The organism is Bifidobacteriaceae bacterium (assembly GCA_031281585.1).
GTDB lineage: Bacteria > Actinomycetota > Actinomycetes > Actinomycetales > WQXJ01 > JAIRTF01.
The window spans coordinates 24,303-46,837 of the sequence record JAITFE010000143.1 but is presented as its reverse complement, the minus strand read 5'-3'; the positions used below and the strand labels follow the sequence as shown (position 1 = coordinate 46,837).

The following is a 22,535-nucleotide window of genomic DNA, read 5'->3' as shown; positions in this document are numbered from 1 at the left end:
ACGTATGGAAGGGAAAATGAGCACCTGATGCGAACATCCAATCCTCTGGCTGCGGTTGGGCTGGAACAGCTCACCGACTTTGCCAGCTTCCCAAATTTGGAGCAGATCGGCGTACTTCTAGCTGTCCTTGTTTTGATCGGGGTCATTGTGCTGGTGGCGATCCGGTCGGGCGTGAAGTCGCTGCGATCGGCGGTGGCGGAGTTGGCCGCGCAGCTCCAGCAGGTGCGGGCGGCGGCTCCGCCGCCCGCACCCGCTCCGCAGGCGGTGCCAGGTTTGCCGCCAGGAGTGCCCGCCGGCTACGGGCCGCCGCCGCAGGCGCTTCCCGACCAGGCCCCATTCGCGGCCGTTCCGGCCGAACTGCCGCCCGCCCAACCCGTTCCGGCGTATCCGCCGCAGGCTCAGGTACCGCAGTCGCAGGTGCAGCCGCCGCCTGAGCAGCCGGTAGCGCCGGAGCCGGTGGTCGTTCCGGCGGAGGCGGAGGCCGTGGTGGTCTCCGCTCCCGAGTTGCCCGTGCCGACGGCTCCGCCGCCACGGGCACCCGCTCCCACCAGTGGCGAGGCCCTGCCGAAGGCGCTCAACACCGCCGCCCGGCGTGAGATTTCGCTGGTCGGGAGGGCGCTGAAGATCCTGGACGAACTGGAGCAGTCGGAGACCGACCCGGACAAGTTGTTCTCGCTATTCGCCCTGGACAACCTGATGGCCCGGATGCGGCGTGGCTCCGAGGCGCAGATGATTCTGGCAGGACGGGACCCGGAGCGGTCGGTGCGAGAGGCCCTGTCCGTGTCGGACGTCATCCGCACGGCGTCCTCGCAGATCGAGCATTACGAGCGGATCCGGATCTCCCTCGAATGGGATCCCATGATCCGGGCGTATGCGGTGGTGCCAGCCGCACACTTGATCGCGGAGTTGTTGGAGAATGCGACGTCCTTCAGCCCGGAGGGCACGGCAGTGGAGGTCGGGAGCTCCAACCATTCAGGCGACGTGCTGTTGACAATTTCGGATTCAGGCGTCGGCATGAGCCCGCAGGAACTGGCCGCCGCCAACAAGATGATGCAGGCCGGCGGCAACCCGGACGACTTGACGCACGGCCGCCTGGGCGTGGCCGTGGTCGCGCGACTGGCGTCGCGGCTGGGCGCGGCCGTTAGCTTCGCCCCCGGTCAGGGAGAGGACGGCACCGGCACCACTGCCATTGTGCGCATTCCCGGTCAACTTGTGGACGATCGCCCAGCACCGGTGGAGTCGTCCGAAGTGCCGCCTGCGCAGCCGACCTTGCCGCCGCAGCCAAAGCTGGAGCCTTCGGCCGCCACGGAGCCTTCGGCGCCGGAGGAATCCTTCCAGCCTGTGCGAATGGACGCTCCGACAGGCGCGGGCTTGCCGCGTCGTGGCGCGCGCGCCCAGGGTGCGGGAGGGCGGCCCGAACGAACCGCGACAGCTCCCCCAGCGGCCACGCCGGCCGCCTCCGCGTCGTCGGGTCCGTCCGGGTCCGCAGCGAAACCGACGGGCCCTGCGGGGGCCGGGCCAAGCGCCTCGGCGGCGGAGACGGGCGCTGGCCGGGCGGACTCGATCGTGCCTTTGGGCGCCCGATTCTCCCCGTTGGGAGCCTCGGCCAACCCCTCGGCGTCGTTGCCGCGCCACTCGGCGACCACTGCGACGACGGCATCGGAGGCCCCTCATACGACCGCCACCGGACCAACCCAACCGCCGGGTGGTGCCGAGCCGCCAGCGCCGTTCCCTTTCGGAGGCGCCCCGGCGGGAGCAGCCCGGCCGGCGGGGCGTGAGGCCAACACCACGGCGGGAGCGCCCACAGCTCCTGGAACCCCGGCCGCGCCACCCGTAAGGCGGCGACCGGTCGCGGGCAAGGCTCCGGCGGGCGAATCGTTCCCGCCCGTCCCGGCTTCTCCAGGCGTCAGCCCCCCGCACACCACGGCTCCACCGGGACGAATGCGACCGGTCGCGCCTGCGGGGGCCGTCGCGCCGCCGGCATACGCGCCAGGCGGCCCGGCTGCCACGCCGTCGGGGTTGCCCAAACGGTCCCCGGCGGGGGCCGCAGGCACCGCACCGGTGGCGGCTCGGCCCGTGTCGGCTCCGGCCGGGCCTCGGCCTGGGGCCGCTCCAGGCGTGCCGGCCCCAGTCGGCGTCCAAACCGGGTTCCAACCTGGAGTGATGGCGCCTGCGGCGCAGCCCGGCGTGCCGGGCAGCTTGCGGCCCGGCGCCCCCACGTCCCCCGTGGTGCCCGCGCCGACCGGCGCGTCGCCCGGATTCCGCCCCGGCGGCACCATGGTGCCGGGTGGCGGCCCCGCTGGGATTCCCGACGCGAGCGGGTCGATTGTCGGGTCGGCCATCGCCCTGAAGGCGTCCATCCAAGAGGAGGCCCTGGCCGAGCTCGCGGGGATCAACGCCTACAAGCCCGAACGCACCGAATCTAAGCCGGCCTCCAGCCTGGCGCGTCGGCAGACCGGCCAAACGGTCCTGCCGGCCCCGGCCTCGGCTCCTCTGGCGCCCCCGAAGGCCCGCGACGCGGAGAAGATCCGCAACGCCCTCTCATCCTTCCAAATTGGCACCCGCCGCGGGCGGAGCGACGCCCGCGCCCCGGCGGGCAAGGGGTGAGGTCCGCCATGATCCATCATCACGAATCAAAGACTGAACTTATTCCCATGTCCATCCAAGGAGAACTCAGATGACGACCAACTACCAGACCGGGGAGAATAGGCAGGATCTGACCTGGCTCCTTGACTCGTTTGTGCGCTCGACCCCGGGAGCCCGGCTCGGCGTTGTGGTCAGCGCCGACGGCTTGCTGATGACCATGTCCGGCGGCGCCGACAGGACCGTCGGCGACATTATGGCGGCGATCTGCTCCGGCATGTCGTCGTTGGCCCGCGGCGCGGGACGCGAACTTGGCATAGGTCGGGACCGCCAATCGGTCATCGAATACGAGGAAGGCTTCGTCATGCTGATGTCGATCTCCTATGGATCGGTGTTGGCGGTGCTGTGCGAACCGGATTCCGACGTGGGCCTGGTTGGCTACGAGATGGCGACTCTGGTGGGCCGCGCCGAGTCCTTCTTGACGCCGCAGCTAATCGCCGAAATGCGGGACGCCCTGCCGACAACCGGCACCGTGCGGGGTGGCCGATGATGCCATCTCCCGCGCAGCGGCGCCCCGTCCCCAGACGGACGGACGCCGACTCGAGCGGCTTGGCTGAGCGAACGTTCGAATCGCTCGCTTCCCCAGCCAAGACCGACATCCCACCGGCCGGCGCCCCCGTGGCCCGGACGGCCCCCGTCCACCCGCGATCCGCGCCGGCGGCCAGCCACCCGGCCGAGGCGCGTGCCCCGCGCCCGTCGGTCCCCGCCTCGCCGCGCAAGCGGCCCCGGCGCCGGATCGAAGACGAGGCGAAGGTGTCGCTGTCCGTCGAAGACGTCGCCTCGGTCAGGCCCTTCGTGGTGACCGGCGGGCGGACCAAGGGCAGCACCAGCACCCGCCTTGAGTCAATTCTCGAAGTCGCCAACGAACAGTGGCTGGCGGACACGGGCAAAACCCTGTCGCCCGAGGAAGCCGCCATCGTGCGGCAGATCGCCACCACGTACTTGACCGTGGCCGAAGTTTCCGCGCACCTGAAACTGCCGGTGGGTGTTGTCAAGGTGCTTGTTTCCGATCTAGCTGAGGCTGGCGTCCTGGTGGTGCATGACACCATGGCGGGCGGCGGCGGCGGCGTGGGTTCGGGCGGGCCCGTCTCACGCGAACAAACCCTGGAGCTACTGGAGAGTGTTCTAAATGCAATATCCAAACTATGAGCCGAGCCAAGGCGCTACCGTGACGCGGCCCAAGCCTCCGACAGTCGTCAAAATCGTGGTGGCCGGCGGCTTCGCCGTTGGCAAGACCACGTTCATTGGCGCGGTTTCGGATATTGAGCCGTTGAACACCGAAGCCGACATGACGGAACACTCCCTGGGAGTGGATGACGCGGGACGGCGGGCGGCCCAGAAGGAAACCACCACGGTGGCCATGGACTTTGGCCGCATCGCGCTGGGCGATTCCCTTTGGCTGTATCTGTTCGGCACGCCGGGCCAGGAGCGCTTCCTCTTCATGTGGGATGACTTGGTCCGCGGCGCCATCGGCGCGGTCGTGCTGGTGGACACCGACCGGTTGGACCAGGGCTTCACGGCCGTGGACTACTTCGAATCCCGCGGGATCCCATTCGTCGTGGTGGTCAACTGCTTCGACGGGATTGCCCGTCACACGCTCGAGGATGTGCGCGACGCGTTGGCCGTGGGCCCCGATATCCCGGTCATGTATTCGGATGCGCGTTCCCGCGAAGCCGCGAAGCAGGCGCTGGTCGCAGTGGTGCGCGTGGCAATGGATAGGTTGCGCAATGCTTGATCGCAAAGCCCGGATCGGGCAAGAACGGCGTGTTGGAGTTGACGAGTTGTTCTTCTCCTGCACCGACCGAAAGGGCGTCATCACGGCGGCCAACTCGGTGTTCGCCCGGCTCTCGGCCTTCCCGCGAAACGAACTGATGGGAGCACCGCACAACTTAATCCGCAACCCGTTGATGCCGGGTGGCGCCTTCAAGCTGATGTGGGACACGTTGCTGGGCGGCAAACCGTTCGCCGCATACGTCAAGAACCTGGCCAAGGACGGTTTCGACTACCAGGTGTTTGCGACGGTCACGCCTATGGGCAGCGGGTTCTTGTCTGTTCGGTCCTCCCCCCGCTTCGAGCCGCTTTGGAACGCGGCGCTCTCGCTGTACGGCCAGGCTCTGCCGATCGAGGAGGAGGCCAAGCGGAACGGCGCCAACCGGTCGCAGACGGCCACGGCGGGTCTGGTCGCTTTGGCGGGAATGCTGGCGGACGCGGGCTTCCCGTCCTATGACGAGTTCATGTACACCGCTTTGCCGGCCGAAACCCAGACGCGGGTGTCGTTGTCCGCCCGGCGGACCTACCGTCCCGAGGCGCACGGCGACATCGCCGACATTCTCAACAACGCGGTCGCGATGGACGAGTTGATCGGCGAACTGCTTGGCCGCTTGGATTCGCTGCAACGCCTGGCTGAGGCGCTGCAGGGCGGATCGCAACAGCTTGGCGGGACGGTGGCGACTTTGGCGCAAGTCACCCAAGTCGCTTTGGACGCCTCCCAGCGGGTGGCAGGGCACGCGCCGATCCTGGTCTCGACCGCCAACGCCATGACCCAGGTCGGGGCTGGCGCCGAGCATGTGGTGACCCCGCTTCCGGAGCGGCTCTCACAGGTGCGGCTGGGCGTGATGGAGTTGCGCTTCCGGATCGCCCTGGCCCAGTTGCACAACGACATGGTCATCAACTTCGCCCTGGAGAACCTGGACGGTTTCGCGCCGCCCGAAGGTTTCCTGTACGTGCCGCTGCTGTGCTACGCGTTGGCCGATGACGTGGAGGCGGTTTCGTCGGGCCTGGAAGGCGCCCAGCAGGTCTTGACCGACGTGGGCCGCCACGTCGAATCCGCCGGCGCCAGCCTGGGCCAGTTCCAAAAGTTCCTGTCCGCTTGGCGCATCCAAGTGCCCAAGTACGGCGTGTCGGCCCAGCTTGGGCCGTTGGTCGGGCCGATTGACGAGCGCCTCCACAAGTCCCACGAGGAGCTCAGTTCGTTGCGCTCCCTCGCCAAGGCCTGCGTGGATGAGGCCCGGCCGTTTGACCGGGCCCCCCTGGAGGAGATCCTGGGCCGCATCAACGCGACCGCCCGGCACTTGATCAGCGACAACTACGACCACACTCAGGCCGTCTTCAATTCGATGGGCCTGGTCATGCCAAGGGGTGTCAGATGAGCGCACTAGAGCAAACCCTGCTGTCCCGGGGCTTGGTCTCCAAGGACCAGCTTGACCAGGCAGTTCGTCAACAGAGCTTGGAGGGTGTGACCCTGGGGCAGGCGCTGGTCTCATCCGGCGTGCTGACGGAAGAGGACCTCATCCCGGTGCTCGCCGAGGCGGCGGGGCTGCGCTTTATCGACATTGACGTTTATCCGGTTGACGCCCGTGTGGCCGTCTCGGTCCCCGCGGCGATTTGCCGCCGCCACTTGCTCTTGCCAGTGGCCCGCGAGGGCGACACGGTGCTGCTGGCCATGGCTGAGCCGGGCAATATTGTCGCGCTTGACGACGTGCGGTCTTATCTTGGCTCCGCTGTCGCACCGGTGGTCGCGCAGCGCAGCGCCCTGGAGCGGGCCATCAAGCGGTGGGTCCGTTCAGATTCGGAGATCGACTCGATCGGGCAGACCATCGACTCGGTCGCGCGCGAGGAGCAAAGAGACCTCGTCTCGGTGACCGAAGTCGTCGCGGAGGATTCCCCTGTCGTCCGGTGGGTGCATCTGCTGATTTCCCAAGCGATTCACGACGGCTGCTCGGACATCCACCTGGAACCGGAGGAGCACGACCTGAGAGTTCGCTACCGGATCGACGGCGTTCTTCATGAAATGCAGAACGCCCCCAAGTCGATCCAATCGCAAGTCATTTCCCGCATCAAGATCATGTCGAACATCGACATCGCCGAGCGGCGCAAGCCCCAAGACGGCCGTATTTCGATCGAGGTCGACGGCGGCAACGTGGACCTTCGCGTCGCAACGTTGCCGACTGTCTGGGGCGAGAAAGTCGTCATGCGTATTCTGAACACTTCGGCCGTTGAAGTCGATTTGCGCAAGCTGTCGTTTTCAGATGATTCGTTCAACAAGTTCAAGGCCTCGTATACCAAGCCCTACGGCATGATTCTCGCCACCGGCCCGACGGGTTCCGGCAAGTCAACCACCCTGTACGCCGCCATTCGAGAGATCTCCCGTCCGGAGGTCAACATCATCACGATTGAGGACCCAGTCGAATACAGGATGTCCGGCATCAACCAGATCCAAGTCAACCCGAAGGCCGGTCTGACTTTTGCCTCGGCGTTGCGCTCGATCTTGCGGGCCGATCCGGATGTGGTGCTCGTGGGGGAAATCCGTGACGGTGAGACCGCGAAGATCGCCGTCGAGGCCGCACTGACCGGCCACTTGGTGCTGTCCACTCTCCACACCAATGACGCCCCTTCGGCGGTCACACGGTTGACTGAGATGGGCATTGAGCCGTTCTTGGTGGCTTCGGCTCTGGACTGCGTGGTGGCCCAGCGCCTGGCTCGTCGGCTGTGCGAACGGTGCCGTCAGCCCTTCGCCGTGACGGAGGCGGAACGGAAGGTGCTCACGGAGGACTGGGTTTTCAAGGAGCCGCCGCCAACCCAGCTTTACCGGCCAGCTGGTTGCTCGGCGTGCGCCAACACGGGCTACAAGGGCCGCATGGCGGTCCACGAGATCATGAACATGTCCAAAGAATTGGAACACATGACCGCGCTGCGCAAGTCCACCCGAGAACTCAACGAATTGGCGGCCCAACAAGGCATGATTTCGCTGCGACAAGACGGTTGGGCCAAAGTGGCCAAAGGCATGACTTCTGTGGAGGAACTACTGAGGGTGGTGGCATGAGCGATGACTGAAGCGTATCCCGCCGTAACGGGACTGGACCTGGTTCAAGCGCTTGAAGAGGCAGCCGCCTTGGGTGCCTCCGACTTGCACCTGACGGCGCTGTTGCCGCCCGTCATCCGCCAGTCTGGCAACCTCACACCGCTGCCGGGCTACACGGCCCCGGGTGAGGACGCACTTTACGAGCAGTTGATGGGGATGATCAACCGGAACCAGCAAGAGCGGTTCGAACACGATCTTGAGCTGGACTACTCCTACCAGGTGCCCTCAGGGCGCATGTTCCGTTGCAACCTGTTCTGGGACCGCGGTTCCATCTCGGCCGCTTTCCGGGTCATCCCGGACAAAATCCTTCCCCTGGAAGAACTGCGCATCCCTGGTGTGGTCAAGACCTTCTCCGGCCTGCCGCGCGGCTTGGTACTGGTTTGCGGGCCGACCGGCTCTGGCAAGTCCACCACCCTGGCAGCCATCATCGACCTGGCCAACCGCACCCGTTCGGGTCACATTTTGACGATCGAGGACCCGATCGAGTTCCAACACACCTCCAACCGCTGCCTGGTGGCGCAGCGCGAAGTGGGGGTGGACACGCTCTCCTTCTCCGAGGCCTTGAAGCACGCTCTGAGGCAAGACCCCGACATCATCCTGGTGGGCGAGATGCGGGACAAGGAGACCATGGAGATCGCGCTGCGTGCTGCTGAGACCGGCCACCTGGTGTTCGCCACGCTGCACACCCAGGGTGTGGCCCAATCGATCAACCGGATGGTCGACCAGTTCGACTCGTTCCAGCAGGATCAGATTCGCGCCCAGTTGGCCATCACCATCCAAGGTGTGCTGTCGCAGACGCTGTGCCGCCGCGCCGACGGCCGCGGGCGGGTGGTGGCCACCGAACTCTTGCGCGCGACTCCGGCGATCCGGGCCATGATCCGCGAGAACAAACTGCACCAGATCTACTCTGCCCTGCACTCGGGCAAAGACGAGGGCATGCACACCCTCGACCAGTCGCTGGCGGACCTGGTCCGCCAAGGCGACATCACCTTCGAGGAGGGACTGGAAACGGCCCGCTCGCCCGAAGAGTTCGCCCGCCTCCTCGGCCGCACCACTCGCGTTCCGCAGGGTGCTGCCGGACTGAATAGTCCATTTGGAAGGATGTGACCTCCCATGGCCGGAGTCAAGACCTTTGAGTACACCGTCATAGCCGACGGCTCGACCCGTTCCGGCAAGATCGACGGACCCGACCAGCAGACGGTTGCGCGCCACCTGCGGGAGAACGGCCTGACGCCGATCGCCATCGATGAGGTTTCCAAGAGCGGCCTCAACATGGAGATCAAACTGGGCGGCGACCGGGCGAAGCCCAAAGACGTGGCCGTCGCCATGCGGCAGCTGGCCACCATGGTCAACGCTGGCCTGTCGCTGTTCAACTCCCTAAACGCCATCATTGAGCAGGCGGGGTCTCCGGCGTTGACCGCGGTGCTGCGCGAAGTCGCCGGCGACGTGGAGACCGGCTCGTCGCTCGGCGAGGCCATGGCCAAGCACCCGCGGGTGTTCTCGCCTGTGACAATTGCCATGATCAAGGCCGGCGAGGCCGGCGGCTTCCTCGACACCGTGTTGCTGTCGGTGGCGGAGCAGATGGAGTCCGAATTGCGGCTGCGCAGGGCGGTCACTTCGGCAATGGTCTATCCGGCAGTGGTGCTGGTCTTCGCCGCGATCATCGTGGTGATCATGTTGTTGTTCATCGTGCCCGTCTTCCAGGGGATTTTTGAGGGCGTGGGCAAGGAGTTGCCGCTGCCGACCCTGATCCTGGTCAAGCTCTCGGAGTTCTTGAAGATCGCGGGCATCCCGCTGCTGGCTGGAATCATCTTCTTTGTCTGGTGGTGGAACCGACACAAGAACGACCTGTCGGTTCGGATGAAGCTCGACCCGATCAAACTGAAGACTCCGATCGTTGGCGGCTTGCTGCTGAAAGTTGCCCTTGCCCGGCTGTCGCGGTCCATCGCCACCATGAGCGCTGTCGGCGTGCCGATCGTCCAGACGTTGGAAATCGTCGGGGAGACCGCCGGCAACGTCGTGGTGACCGAAGCGGTGGAGCGGGTCAAGGTTCAGGTCATGAACGGGATCGGGCTCGGGAAGGCGATCGCCACCGAACCGGTCTTCGGGGCCATGATCGCCCACATGGTCGCGGTTGGCGAGGAGGCTGGCGCTCTGGACCAGATGCTCGACAAGGTGGCCGAGTTCTACGACGAAGAGGTCACGGCCGCCACGGCCTCGATCACCTCAATCATTGAGCCGGTCCTGATCGCGGTTGTGGGTGCGATCGTCGGCAGCATCTTGATCGCGCTGTATTTGCCGATCTTCCAGCTCACAACGGGTGCCGCGCTGTAGCTGGTCCAAGCATGGCCAAGGTGACCGGGCGGCATCGGGCAACCGGTCAGCCACGCCCGCGGAAGTGATCGCTGTCGGCACAATGCTCAAGGCTTGCTGCGGGAAACGGCGCTGGACAAGCCTTGGGTTGCGGTGTAAGCTAGCTCCTTGCGCCGTTCTGTGCCTCATGCCCATTTAACGTTTGAGACCCAGCGCTGCGCCGCGTGCTTTTTTGACTCCGGGAGGGACCTTGGCTGCCTCGCGCATCCCACGTTCAACAGTAGACGCTAACGCACCCCTAGGTGGATCGGGAAGGATTTCATTCGCCAAGATCCACGAACCATTAGAAGTACCAGATCTCTTGGGTCTCCAGCGGGACTCCTTCGACTGGCTGATCGGCAACGAGCACTGGCGTGCCCGGCTGGCGGCGGCTCAAGCCGAAGGCGTCGGCGGAGTGCCCGAGGTGGCTGGTTTGGAAGAGATCTTCACGGAGATCAGCCCCATCGAGGACTTCAACGAGACCATGGCGCTGAACTTCAAGGAGAGCCGCTTCGAGCCGCCCAAGTGGACGGCCGAGCAATGCAAGGAGAAGGACTTCACCTACGCCGCGCCGTTGTTCGTGACGGCGGAGTTCCAGAACTACAACACCGGCGAGATCAAGTCGCAGACGGTCTTCATGGGCGATTTCCCGCTCATGACGGACCGCGGCACCTTCATCATCAACGGCACGGAGCGGGTGGTTGTCTCGCAACTGGTCCGCTCGCCTGGGGTGTACTTCGAGAGGGGCCAGGACAAGTCCTCCGACAAGGACATCTACTCCGCCAAGATCATCCCCTCGCGGGGCGCTTGGCTGGAGTTTGAGATCGACAAGCGGGACACCGTGGGCGTTCGGATCGACCGCAAGCGCAAGCAGTCGGTGACGGTCTTCCTGAAGGCCCTCGGCGTGACCGAAGAGGAGATCAGGGCTCAGTTCCGCGACTTCCCCACGGTCTTGGAGACGCTTGAGCGCGATCATGTGGAAACGCAAGAGGACGCGCTGGTCGACATCTACCGCAAGATCCGCCCGGGCGAGCCGCCCACGGCGGAGGCGGGCCGCAACCTGCTGGACACGTTCTACCTCAACTCCAAGCGTTACGACTTGGCGAAGGTCGGGCGTTACAAGGTCAACCGCAAGCTGGGGTTGCCGACCGACACCCGGTCTTCGACCTTGCGGGTGGAAGACATCATCGCCACGATCAAGTATCTGGCGGCGTTGCACGCCGGGGCCAAGGAATTGGACACCGGCGCGACCACGATCCGGATTGAGACGGACGACATTGACCACTTCGGCAACCGCCGCATCCGCGCGGTGGGGGAGTTGATCCAGAACCAGGTCCGGACGGGCCTGTCCAGGATGGAACGGGTGGTGCGCGAGCGCATGACCACCCAGGATGTGGAGGCGATCACACCGCAGACGCTGATCAACATCCGGCCGGTCGTCGCTTCGATCAAGGAGTTCTTCGGCACGTCGCAGCTGTCGCAGTTCATGGATCAGAACAACCCGCTGGCCGGGCTGACCCACAAGCGGCGGCTGTCCGCGCTTGGCCCCGGCGGCCTCAGCCGCGACCGGGCGGGCATGGAGGTCCGGGACGTTCACCCGTCCCACTACGGCCGCATGTGCCCAATCGAGACGCCTGAAGGCCCGAACATCGGTCTGATCGGCTCGTTGGCCACCTATGGGCGGATCAACCCGTACGGTTTCATTGAGACGCCGTATCGGGTTGTGACGGATGGGCGCGTCACCGACGAGGTCCGCTATTTGACGGCCGATGACGAGGACCGTTACGTGATCGCGCAGGCCAACGCGCCTCTGGGCCCGGACGGATCGTTCGCCGAGGACCGGGTTCTGGCGCGAACCAGGGGCGGCGAGGTCGAGTTCATCCACCCGGACGAGATCGCCTACATGGACGTCTCGCCCAGGCAGATGGTGTCCGTGGCCACCGCCATGATCCCGTTCTTGGAACACGATGACGCGAACCGCGCGTTGATGGGCGCCAACATGCAGCGCCAGGCGGTGCCGCTGTTGCGGTCGGAGGCGCCGCTGGTGGGCACCGGCATGGAGCTGCGGGCCGCGATCGACGCGGGGGACGTGATCATCGCCGAAAAGGATGGCGTGGTCCAGGAGGTCTCTGCGGACTCGGTTGTGGTGTCCAACAACGACGGCACCGACCGGGTCTACCGGGTGGCCAAGTTCCAGCGGTCCAACCAGGGCACCAGCTACAACCAGCGCGTCGTGGTGGAGGAAGGCGATCAGATCAAGGCCGGCCAGGTGCTGGCGGACGGCCCCGCCACCGACTTGGGCGAGTTGGCGTTGGGACGCAACCTCAAGGTGGCCTTCATGAGCTGGGAGGGCCACAACTACGAGGACGCGATCATCCTGTCGAAGCGCCTGGTCCAAGATGACGTGCTCTCCTCGATCCACATCGAGGAGCATGAGGTGGACGCACGGGACACCAAGCTGGGGCCGGAGGAGATCACCCGCGACATCCCCAACGCCTCCGAGGAGTCGTTGGCGGACTTGGACGAACGCGGGATCATCCGGATCGGCGCGGAAGTCCAGGCCGGCGACGTGCTGGTGGGCAAGGTGACGCCGAAGGGCGAAACCGAGTTGACCCCGGAGGAGCGCCTGCTGCGGGCGATCTTCGGCGAGAAGGCCCGCGAGGTGCGGGACACGTCGCTGAAGGTGCCGCACGGCGAATCCGGCACGGTGATCGGCGTCAGGGAGTTTTCAAGGGACGATGGCGACGAGTTGGCCCCCGGGGTCAACCAGGTTGTCCGGGTCCACATTGCCCAACGCCGCAAGATCACCGACGGCGACAAGCTGGCGGGCCGCCACGGCAACAAGGGCGTCATCTCGAAGATCCTCCCGGTGGAGGACATGCCGTTCCTCGCGGACGGCACCCCGGTTGACGTCATCTTGAACCCTCTGGGCGTGCCCGGCCGCATGAATGTGGGCCAGGTCCTGGAACTGCACATGGGTTGGATCGCGTCGCAGGGTTGGAAGATCGACGACGCGAGCGCCGAATGGGCCAAGCGGTTCACCGAGAAGATGATGGAGGGCCACCCCGGCCAGCCGATCGCCACGCCGGTGTTCGATGGCGTGCAGGAGGATGAGTTGACGGGGTTGCTTGGCTGCACCACGCCCAACCGCGACGGCCAGCGTCTGGTGGACCAGAATGGCAAGGCGACTTTGTTCGACGGCCGCTCCGGCGAGCCGTTCCCAGAGCCGGTGGCGGTCGGCGAGATGTACATCTTGAAGCTGCACCACTTGGTGGACGACAAGATCCACGCCCGGTCGACCGGCCCTTACTCAATGATCACCCAGCAGCCGTTGGGCGGCAAAGCCCAGTTCGGCGGGCAGCGGTTCGGCGAGATGGAGGTGTGGGCGTTGGAGGCGTACGGCGCCGCCTACGCCTTGCAGGAGTTGCTGACCATCAAGTCTGACGACGTGGTGGGTCGCGTCAAGGTCTACGAGGCGATCGTCAAGGGCGAGAATGTCCACGAACCGGGCATTCCGGAGTCCTTCCGGGTGTTGATGCAAGAGATGAAGTCGCTCTGCCTGAACGTGGACGTCATGTCCGCGGACGGCACCACCATCGAGATGCGGGACTCGGATGACGAGGTCTACCGGGCGGCGGAGGAGCTGGGCATTGACCTGGCCCGCCGGCCGGACGCCTCCTCGATCGACGAGATCTGACCAGAACTTTTTCAGCCAGTACAGCTAGTACATAAGGAAGCAGGGACTGACTTGCTCGACGTGAACATCTTCGATGCAATCAAGATTGGCTTGGCCACGGCCGACGACATCCGCAGTTGGTCGCATGGCGAGGTCAAGAAGCCTGAGACGATCAACTACCGCACCCTCAAGCCGGAGAAGGAAGGCCTCTTCTGCGAGAAGATTTTCGGGCCGACCCGGGACTGGGAGTGCTCTTGCGGCAAGTACAAGCGCGTCCGTTTCAAAGGGATCATTTGCGAGCGCTGCGGCGTGGAGGTGACCCGGTCGAAGGTGCGCCGCGAGAGGATGGGCCACATCGAGTTGGCGGCCCCGGTGACCCACATCTGGTACTTCAAGGGCGTGCCCTCGCGCCTTGGCTACCTCCTCGACTTGGCGCCGAAGGACCTGGAAAAGGTCATCTACTTCGCCGCCTACATGATCACGGATGTGGACGATGAAGGCCGGCGCGCCGACCTGGATTCGCTGCGCAACGAGATCGAACTGGACAAGAAGAGGATCGCCACCGACCGTGACGTGGAGATCGAGGCGCGGGCGCAGCGGCTCGAAGCCGACCTGGCCGCCTTGGAGGCGGCGGGCGCCAAGAATGACGCCAAGCGCCGTCTGCGGGACTCCGCCGAACGGGAGATGGCCGCCATCCGCCGCCGGGCCGAAAAGGACCTGGAGCGGATCGAGCGGGTCTGGGACCGGTTCCAAGGCCTCAAGGTGGCGGATCTGGAAGGCGACGAGTTGCTGTATCGCTCCATGCAGGACCGGTTCGGCTCGTATTTCAAGGGCTCCATGGGCGCGGAGGCGATTCAGCGCCGGCTGCAGACCTTTGACTTGGAGGCCGAGTCGGAGTCGCTGCGGGAGGTCATCAAGAACGGCAAGGGGCAGCGCAAGACGCGCGCCCTGAAGCGGCTGCGGGTGGTCAACGCCTTCCTGCAGACCGACAACCAGCCTGACGCGATGGTTCTGGACTGCATTCCGGTCATCCCGCCGGACCTGCGGCCCATGGTGCAGTTGGACGGCGGCCGTTTCGCCACCTCCGACCTGAACGACTTGTACCGCCGCGTCATCAACCGGAACAACCGCCTGAAGCGGCTGTTGGACCTGGGCGCGCCGGAGATCATTGTCAACAACGAGAAGCGGATGCTTCAAGAGGCCGTCGACTCGCTGTTCGACAACGGCCGCCGCGGCCGCCCGGTGACGGGCCCCGGCAACCGGGCGTTGAAGTCCATCAGCGACATGCTGAAGGGCAAGCAGGGCCGTTTCCGCCAGAACCTGCTGGGCAAGCGGGTCGACTACTCCGGCCGTTCGGTCATCGTGGTCGGCCCGACTCTGAAGCTGCATCAGTGCGGGTTGCCCAAGACCATGGCGTTGGAGCTGTTCAAGCCGTTCGTCATGAAGCGGCTGGTGGAGCTCAACCACTCGCAGAACATCAAGAACGCCAAGCGCATGGTGGAACGCCAGGACGCGGTGGTCTGGGACGTGTTGGAAGAGGTCATCACCGAACACCCGGTGCTGCTGAACCGCGCCCCGACCCTGCACCGCCTGGGCATCCAGGCTTTCGAGCCGCAGTTGATGGAGGGCAAGGCCATCCACCTGCACCCGCTGGTCTGCGGCGCGTTCAACGCGGACTTCGACGGCGACCAGATGGCCGTGCACCTGCCGCTCTCGGCGGAGGCGCAGGCGGAGGCCCGGATCTTGATGCTGTCCTCGAACAACATCCTGAAGCCTTCGGACGGGCGTCCGGTGACCATTCCGACCCAGGACATGATCATCGGCATCAACCACCTGACGACGGAGCTGCCCGGCGCCAATGGGGAGGGCCGTCGGTTCTCCTCGCCGGCCGAGGCGATCATGGCGTACGATGCCGGCGAGTTGGCTTTGGGCGCGAAGGTCACCATCCGGATGGACGACTTGGTGCTCCCGGAGGGGATCGCCGTGCCGGACGGCTACCTTGAGGGCCAGCCGGTTGACGTGGAGACAACCCTGGGGCGGACGTTGTTCAACGACGCCCTGCCGATCGACTACCCGTACGTGAACGAGATGGTGGACAAGAAACACCTGTCCGCGATCGTCAACGACTTGGCCGAGAAGTACCCCAAAGTCGAGGTGGCGGCATCCTTGGACGCGCTGAAGGAGGCCGGCTTCCGCTGGGCCACCCGGTCTGGCATCACCATCTCCTTCTCCGACGTGGTGGCGCCCTCCTCGAAGCCGGAGATCCTCAACCGCTACGAGCTGAAAGCCGAGGCGGTGCAGGACCAGTACGACGAGGGCCTAATCACGGACGAGGAACGCCGCCACGAGTTGATCGAGATCTGGACCAAGGCGACTGACGAGGTCGACAAGGCGATGCGGGAGAACTTCCCGGAGCGCAACACGGTCTACCGCATGGTCTCCTCGGGCGCGCGCGGCAACTGGATGCAGGTGCGGCAGATCGCCGGCATGCGCGGCTTGGTGGCGGACCCGAAGGGCGAGATCATCCCCCGGCCGATCAAGTCGAACTACCGCGAGGGTTTGTCGGTGGTCGAATACTTCATCGCCACCCACGGCGCCCGCAAGGGCTTGGCGGACACGGCGCTTAGGACGGCCGACTCGGGCTACCTGACCAGGCGGCTGGTGGACGTTTCCCAGGACGTGATTGTGCGCGAGGAGGACTGCGGCACCGAACGCGGCCTGAACCTGCCGATCGCCGAGGAGGCGCCGGACGGCTCGCTGCGCCGCCATGTCAAGGTGGAGACCTCGGTCTTCGCCCGGACGTTGGCCACCAACGTGGAAGACGCGGACGGCAATGTGCTCGGCCTGGCCGGGACGGACGCCGGGGACGTGTTGATCGACCGGCTGATCGAGGCTGGCGTGCGGGAGGTGAAGGTCCGCTCGGTCCTGACTTGCGAGTCGCGGGTCGGCACCTGCGCCATGTGCTACGGGCGGTCCCTCGCGACCGGCAAGCTGGTGGACATCGGCGAGGCGGTCGGGATCATCGCGGCGCAGTCGATTGGCGAGCCGGGCACCCAGTTGACCATGCGGACGTTCCACACCGGCGGTGTGGCGGCGGCCGATGACATCACCCAGGGTCTGCCCCGCGACCTGGAGTTGTTCGAGGCGCGCACGCCGAAGGGCGAGGCGCCCATCGCCGAACTGTCGGGCCGGGTCAAGATCGACGATTCGGACCGGTTGCGCCGGATCGTCATCATTCCGGACGACGGCTCCGAGGAGCGGGAATACCTGGTCTCGAAGCGGCAGCGGTTGAAAGTCGAGGACGGCGGCCAGGTTGAGGTCGGCGCTCCGCTGACCGTTGGCGCCGTCGACCCGAAGAAGGTGCTGCGCGTCCAGGGCGCCCGGCGGGCGCAGGAGCACCTGGTCCAAGAGGTCCAGAGCGTTTACCGCTCGCAGGGCGTGGACATCCACGACAAGCACATAGAGGTGATCGTGCGCCAGATGCTGCGGCGCGTCACCGTGTTGGAGCCGAACGACACCACGCTGCTGCCGGGCGAACTGGTCACCCGTGACCGGTTCGAGGACGAGAACCGCCGCATCCTGGCCGAAGGCGGGCGCGGCGCCCAAGGGCGCCCCGAGCTGATGGGGATCACCAAGGCCTCGCTGGCGACGGACTCGTGGCTGTCTGCCGCCTCCTTCCAGGAGACCACCCGCGTGCTGACCGAGGCGGCCATCTCCGGCAAGGTCGACCCGCTGTTGGGCCTGAAGGAGAACGTCATCATCGGCAAGCTGATCCCGGCCGGAACGGGCCTGCCCCGGTACCGCCGGGTGGTGGTCGAGCCGACCGAGGAGGCCAAGGCCGAACTCTATCCGGCCTACGGCTACGAGGAGATCGACTACCCGCCGCTCGGCGCCGAATCGGTCATCATCGACGACTTGGACGCCTTCGGCTTCGACGCCTACCAGGAGTAACCCGACAGAAAACGGGGACGGCGCCTATTTCCCGCCACGGGAAAATAGGCGCCGTCTCCGTTTTCTGTGGCACCGTCCCCGGCTTTGGCGGGTAGAATTACTGACGTCGGGGGACCGTGTCGGTGGCCGCAGCGGCTGTGCGCATCGTGTCGAAAGGCGCGCGCCCAGCCCCTGCGAAGACAGCTCGCACCCTGACCAGGGCTTCGCCTGAGCAAAGCGAATGCGATTTCAAAGGGGGCGACATGGACCGGCGGGAGCGACCCAACGGACGTTTCAGGGTGGTCGGGATTGACGACCTGTTCTTCTCAACGACGGACCGCAAGGGCGTCATCACAGGCGCCAACAGCGTCTTCCAGCGCCTGTCGGCTTTCGACCAAGGCGAATTGATGGGAGCGCCCCACAACCTGATCCGCCACCCGGGCATGCCGGGCGGCGCCTTCCGGCTGATGTGGGACACAATCCTGGCGCGTCGGCCGTTCGCGGCCTATGTGCGCAACTTGGCGAAAGACGGGTACACGTACTGGGTGTTTGCCACCATCACGCCCCTGGGCGACGGCTTCCTGTCCGTGCGCGCCACCCCATGCGCGGACAAACTGTGGCAGACGGCATCGGACCTGTATGAGGCCTCCGCGGCGCTGGAGGACGCGGCCCGGCGGGCGGGCCAAAGCCGGGCTGAAAGCGCGGCGGTGGGCCTCGGCCACCTTTCAAGGCTCCTGGCCAAAGCCGGCTTCGCCTCCTACGACGACTTCATGTTCGCGGCGCTGCCGGCCGAGTCGACGGCCCGGGTGGCGGCGTCGCATGAGCGCCTGGCCAGGCCGGACGCCACGGGCGAGGTGGCGGACATCTTGCGGGCGGCCTTGTTCCTGCGCGACCGCCTGGGAGAGATCCTGGGGCGCCTTGACTCGCTCCAGAGCCTGGCCGAGGCGCTCGGCTCCGTGGCCGGGGAGCTCTCCGGCACGCTGGCGGACTTGGCCGGGGTGACGACGGTGGCTTCGAACGCCTCCGCGCAAGTCGAAGCCCATGCGCCAATTCTGGCCTCGACCGCGCGCGCCATGGACTGCCTGGGCGGCGGTGTGGACCGCGCGATCAGGCCGCTGACCGCCCGGCTCGGCGAAGTGCGGGGCAAAGTGATGGAACTGCGGTTCCTGATCGCCTTGGCCCATCTGCATGACGACATGGTGATCAACTTCGCCATCGAGGTGCTGGACGGCTTGGCCCCGCCGGACGGCCTCAGCTACGTGCCGCTGCTCTGCCAGGCCCTGTCGGACGGCGTGGACGCCCTGGCCGGCCGCCTGGGAATGGCCGCGTCGGCGCTGCGGCAGGTTGCGGGGGAGGTGGACGCCTGCTCGGTCGAGTTCGGGCAGTTCCAAAAGCTGCTGGCGGCGTGGCGCATCCAAGTGCCCCGTTACGGCATGTCGCGCACGCTTGGCCCGTTTGTCGGGCCGATCGACCTCAGGCTGTCGCGTGGTCACGAGGAGTTGGCGTCCTTCCGGGCGCTGGCCGCCCAGTGCGCGGCCGAGGCCCGTCCCTTCGACCGGTCGGCCGTTCAATCGCCGATCGACCAGATCTCCCAGGCCGCCCGGCACCTGCTGGCCATCCCGACGGATCCGACCGGCCCGGCCCTGTATGGATCGCGCCGATCCGGCCCGCTCGCCGAGGCGTTTGCGCGCCGCTGACCAAAGCCGAGGGTTTGCCCGGCGGGCGGGCCGGCGACAAGTCATTTTGACGCTGGCACGCCCCGCGATGTACCCTAATCCTCCGTGTGTCCGCCTCGCGGGCTCATAGTGTCATGCTGACGCGCCCTCCAACCACTTCCGAGTAAAACCTAGATGGAGTCCTAGTGCCCACTATCCAGCAGTTGGTCCGTAAAGGCCGGACCGCCAAGGCGGGGAAGACCAAGACCCCGGCCCTGAAGGGGTCCCCCCAAAGGCGTGGCGTTTGCACGCGCGTGTACACCACGACCCCGAAGAAGCCGAACTCGGCGCTGCGCAAGGTGGCGCGCGTGCGGCTGTCGAACGGCGTCGAGGTGACCGCTTACATTCCGGGAGTGGGCCACAACCTGCAGGAGCACTCGATCGTGTTGGTCCGCGGCGGCCGCGTCCGGGATCTGCCCGGCGTGCGGTACAAGATTGTGCGCGGGGCGTTGGACACCCAGGGGGTGCGCGGACGCCAGCAGGCGCGCTCGCGCTACGGGGCGAAGAAGGAGAAGAGCTAATGCCGCGCAAGGGACCGGCGCCCAGGCGCCCGTTGGTCCAAGACCCCGTCTACGACAGCCCGCTGGTGACCCAACTGGTCAACAAGGTGTTGCTGGACGGCAAGAAGACCATCGCGCAGTCCATTGTCTACGGCGCGCTGAGCGGCGCCGCCGAGAAGACCGACGCGGACGCGGTCACGCTGCTGAAGCGGGCATTGGACAACATCCGTCCGTCGTTGGAAGTCAAGTCGCGCCGGGTTGGCGGCGCGACCTACCAGGTGCCGGTCGAGGTCAAGCCCGCCCGCGCCACCACGTTGGCGCTGCGCTGGCTGGTCGGCTACTCGCGGGCGCGGCGGGAGAAGACCATGACGCTCAGGCTGATGAACGAGATCCTCGACGCCTCCAATGGTTTGGGCGCGGCCGTCAAGCGTCGCGAGGACACCCACAAGATGGCCGAGGCCAACCGGGCGTTCGCGCACTACCGCTGGTAGCGGCGGCGCCTGGGGCGCCAAACGTTGCCCGATGCCGTGTGGCTGCTCCCGGCGTCGGCTCGCGTCAGGGGGGTTCGGGCAGGGGAGCCCCCAAAGACCGGCTGCGGGGCTGGGAGTTGGCCAGACGGCATCGGCGGCTTGCGCTTGCCGGGAAGAGGGAGTAGACGAAGTGAATAGCAAGAGAGATAAGGAAAACCCGTGGCACTCGACGTGCTGACCGACCTCAAGCAGGTCCGCAACATCGGCATCATGGCACACATCGATGCTGGCAAGACCACCGTGACTGAGCGGATCTTGTTCTACACCGGCATCAACTACAAGATCGGCGAAACCCACGACGGCGCGTCCACCATGGACTGGATGGAGCAGGAGCAGGAACGCGGCATCACGATCACCTCGGCCGCGACCACGTGTTTCTGGAAGGACCACCAGATCAACATCATCGACACGCCCGGGCACGTCGACTTCACCGTGGAGGTGGAGCGCTCGCTGCGCGTCCTGGACGGGGCCGTGGCGGTGTTCGACGGCAAGGAGGGCGTGGAGCCCCAGTCGGAGACCGTCTGGCGGCAGGCCGACAAATACAACGTGCCGCGCATCTGCTTCGTCAACAAGATGGACAAGATCGGCGCGGACTTCTTCTACACCGTGAACACCATTGTGGACCGGTTGGGCGCCAAGCCGCTCGTCATGCAACTGCCGATTGGCGCCGAGTCGACGTTCCGGGGCGTTGTCGACCTGCTCGAACTGCGGGCGCTGACCTGGGAGGGCGAAGTCCAAAAGGGCGAGGACTACAAAGTCGAGGCGATTCCCGCCGACCTGGTGGACCAGGCCAACGAGTACCGGGCGAAGCTGGTCGAGGTTGTGGCGGAAGCTTCCGACGAACTGTTGGAGAAGTACTTGGAGACCGGCGAGCTCTCGGTCGCGGAATTGCGTCAGGGCATTCGCAAGATGACCGTGGCGGGCGACATTTTCCCGGTCTTCTGCGGCTCGGCGTTCAAGAACAAGGGCGTCCAGCCCATGCTGGACGCGGTCATTGAGTTCTTGCCCTCTCCGCTGGAAGTGCCGCCCATGATCGGCTTCGACCCGAAGGACCAGGCGGTCCAGATGGTGCGCGAGCCGTCGGCCAAGGAGCCGTTCGCCGCGTTGGCGTTCAAGGTGGTGGCCCATCCGTTCTACGGCAAGCTCACCTATGTCCGGGTCTATTCCGGGCACGTGGTCACCGGCGCCCAGGTGCTGAACTCCACGAAGGGCCGCCGGGAACGTGTCGGCAAGTTGTTCCAGATGCACTCCAACAAGGAAAACCCGGTGCCGGACATCACCGCCGGACACATCTACGCGGTGATCGGCCTGAAGGACACCACGACCGGCGACACCCTGTGCGACCAGACCCACCCGATCATCCTGGAGTCCATGACCTTCCCGGAGCCGGTGATCCAGGTCGCGATCGAGCCGAATTCGAAGAGCGACCAGGAGAAGCTGTCCACCGCGATCCAGAAGCTGGCCGAAGAGGACCCGACTTTCCGGGTGTCTTTGAACCCGGACACCGGCCAGACGATCATCGCGGGCATGGGCGAACTGCACCTCGACGTGCTGGTGGACCGGATGCGGCGCGAATTCAAGGTCGAAGCCAACATTGGCAAGCCGGAGGTCGCCTACCGCGAGACCATTCGGCGCAGGGTCGACAAGGTCGACTACACCCACAAGAAGCAGACCGGCGGCTCCGGGCAGTACGCCAAGGTTCAGGTGGCCTTCGAGCCGCTGCCGTTGGACGGCGAGGCGACCTTCGAGTTTGAGAACAAGGTTGTGGGCGGCCGCGTGCCGCGGGAGTACATCCCCTCGGTGGAGGCGGGCATCCTCGACGCGATGAGTTCCGGCCCGTTGGCCGGCTATCCCGTGGTGGGCGTCAAAGCGACACTGCTCGACGGCCAGTATCATGAAGTGGACTCATCGGAGATGGCCTTCAAGATTGCCGGCTCAATGGTGTTCCGCGAGGGCGCCAGGAAAGCCGACCCGGCCCTGCTGGAACCGATCATGGACGTCGAAGTGCGGACCCCAGAGAAATACATGGGCGAAGTCATTGGCGACCTGAACTCCCGGCGCGGCCAGATCCAATTGATGGAGGACGCCTCCGGCGTTAAGGTGGTGCGTGCCCACGTGCCGCTGTCCACAATGTTCGGCTATGTCGGCGACTTGCGCTCCAAGACCCAGGGGCGCGCGGTCTACACGATGCAGTTCGATAGCTATGCTGAAGTTCCCCGAAGCGTTGCTGAGGAGATCATCAAGAAGACCCGGGGCGAGTGAAGTCCTAAGGGGTTATGAGAGTAGTACACAATAGATAGGAAACGACCCGTAGAAGACCCACACGTC

13 protein-coding genes and 1 pseudogene are annotated in these 22,535 nt (G+C 65.8%); all 14 read left to right on the top strand.

Features of this window, described 5'->3' with window-relative positions; translation table 11 throughout:
* The first annotated feature begins 27 nt into the window (after positions 1-27).
* The 14 genes and pseudogenes from LBC97_15260 (at position 28) to fusA (ending at position 22,469) form a co-directional block, all read left to right on the top strand.
* The gene (locus LBC97_15260) at positions 28-2,607 is read left to right on the top strand and encodes a hypothetical protein (GenBank protein ID MDR2567387.1); all 2,580 of its coding nucleotides are present in this window, start codon (positions 28-30) and stop codon (positions 2,605-2,607) included.
* A gap of 70 nt (positions 2,608-2,677) precedes the next feature.
* Positions 2,678-3,133 carry a roadblock/LC7 domain-containing protein gene (locus tag LBC97_15255; protein ID MDR2567386.1) on the top strand — a complete coding sequence of 152 codons (456 nt, stop codon included), beginning with the start codon at positions 2,678-2,680 and terminating at the stop codon, positions 3,131-3,133.
* Positions 3,134-3,192: 59 nt separating this feature from the next.
* Complete coding sequence (locus tag LBC97_15250; protein MDR2567385.1) at positions 3,193-3,792, top strand: DUF742 domain-containing protein; 600 nt, start codon at positions 3,193-3,195, stop codon at positions 3,790-3,792.
* Positions 3,793-3,811: 19 nt separating this feature from the next.
* Complete coding sequence (locus tag LBC97_15245; GenBank protein ID MDR2567384.1) at positions 3,812-4,378, top strand: ATP/GTP-binding protein; 567 nt, start codon at positions 3,812-3,814, stop codon at positions 4,376-4,378.
* Positions 4,371-5,792 (top strand): hypothetical protein, encoded by a 1,422-nt coding sequence (locus tag LBC97_15240; GenBank protein ID MDR2567383.1) that lies wholly within the window; start codon positions 4,371-4,373, stop codon positions 5,790-5,792. Before LBC97_15245 ends, LBC97_15240 begins: the two co-directional genes overlap by 8 nt.
* Entirely contained in the window at positions 5,789-7,465 is a 1,677-nt protein-coding gene (tadA, locus tag LBC97_15235; GenBank protein MDR2567382.1) for a Flp pilus assembly complex ATPase component TadA, read from the top strand. The genes LBC97_15240 and tadA overlap by 4 nt, the downstream gene beginning before the upstream one ends.
* A 3-nt stretch (positions 7,466-7,468) precedes the next feature.
* Positions 7,469-8,611, top strand: coding sequence for a type IV pilus twitching motility protein PilT (locus LBC97_15230; GenBank protein ID MDR2567381.1), 1,143 nt, complete (start codon positions 7,469-7,471; stop codon positions 8,609-8,611).
* Positions 8,612-8,617: 6 nt separating this feature from the next.
* Positions 8,618-9,838 (top strand): type II secretion system F family protein, encoded by a 1,221-nt coding sequence (locus LBC97_15225; protein ID MDR2567380.1) that lies wholly within the window; start codon positions 8,618-8,620, stop codon positions 9,836-9,838.
* Between the two features lie 229 nt (positions 9,839-10,067).
* Positions 10,068-13,553 (top strand): DNA-directed RNA polymerase subunit beta, encoded by a 3,486-nt coding sequence (gene rpoB, locus LBC97_15220; GenBank protein MDR2567379.1) that lies wholly within the window; start codon positions 10,068-10,070, stop codon positions 13,551-13,553.
* Between the two features lie 51 nt (positions 13,554-13,604).
* Positions 13,605-17,336: pseudogene (locus LBC97_15215) on the top strand (DNA-directed RNA polymerase subunit beta').
* Positions 17,337-17,605: 269 nt separating this feature from the next.
* Positions 17,606-19,159 (top strand): hypothetical protein, encoded by a 1,554-nt coding sequence (locus tag LBC97_15210; GenBank protein ID MDR2567378.1) that lies wholly within the window; start codon positions 17,606-17,608, stop codon positions 19,157-19,159.
* A 164-nt stretch (positions 19,160-19,323) separates the two neighbouring features.
* A complete protein-coding gene (rpsL, locus tag LBC97_15205; protein MDR2567377.1) occupies positions 19,324-19,698 on the top strand; it encodes a 30S ribosomal protein S12 in 375 nt (124 codons plus the stop codon).
* Positions 19,698-20,168: a 30S ribosomal protein S7 gene (gene rpsG / locus LBC97_15200; protein MDR2567376.1), complete on the top strand. Its 471-nt coding sequence runs from the start codon at positions 19,698-19,700 to the stop codon at positions 20,166-20,168. The genes rpsL and rpsG overlap by 1 nt, the downstream gene beginning before the upstream one ends.
* A gap of 198 nt (positions 20,169-20,366) precedes the next feature.
* Positions 20,367-22,469 carry an elongation factor G gene (fusA, locus tag LBC97_15195; protein MDR2567375.1) on the top strand — a complete coding sequence of 701 codons (2,103 nt, stop codon included), beginning with the start codon at positions 20,367-20,369 and terminating at the stop codon, positions 22,467-22,469.
* The last annotated feature ends 66 nt before the right edge of the window (positions 22,470-22,535 follow it).

What these genes read in the sequence shown, in the direction of transcription:
- LBC97_15260 (MDR2567387.1), top strand. Translation starts at nt 28, where the DNA reads ATGCGAACATCCAATCCTCTGGCTGCGGTTGGGCTGGAACAGCTCACC.
- LBC97_15255 (MDR2567386.1), top strand. Translation starts at nt 2,678, where the DNA reads ATGACGACCAACTACCAGACCGGGGAGAATAGGCAGGATCTGACCTGG.
- LBC97_15240 (MDR2567383.1), top strand. Translation starts at nt 4,371, where the DNA reads ATGCTTGATCGCAAAGCCCGGATCGGGCAAGAACGGCGTGTTGGAGTT.
- tadA (MDR2567382.1), top strand. Translation starts at nt 5,789, where the DNA reads ATGAGCGCACTAGAGCAAACCCTGCTGTCCCGGGGCTTGGTCTCCAAG.
- LBC97_15230 (MDR2567381.1), top strand. Translation starts at nt 7,469, where the DNA reads ATGACTGAAGCGTATCCCGCCGTAACGGGACTGGACCTGGTTCAAGCG.
- LBC97_15225 (MDR2567380.1), top strand. Translation starts at nt 8,618, where the DNA reads ATGGCCGGAGTCAAGACCTTTGAGTACACCGTCATAGCCGACGGCTCG.
- rpsG (MDR2567376.1), top strand. Translation starts at nt 19,698, where the DNA reads ATGCCGCGCAAGGGACCGGCGCCCAGGCGCCCGTTGGTCCAAGACCCC.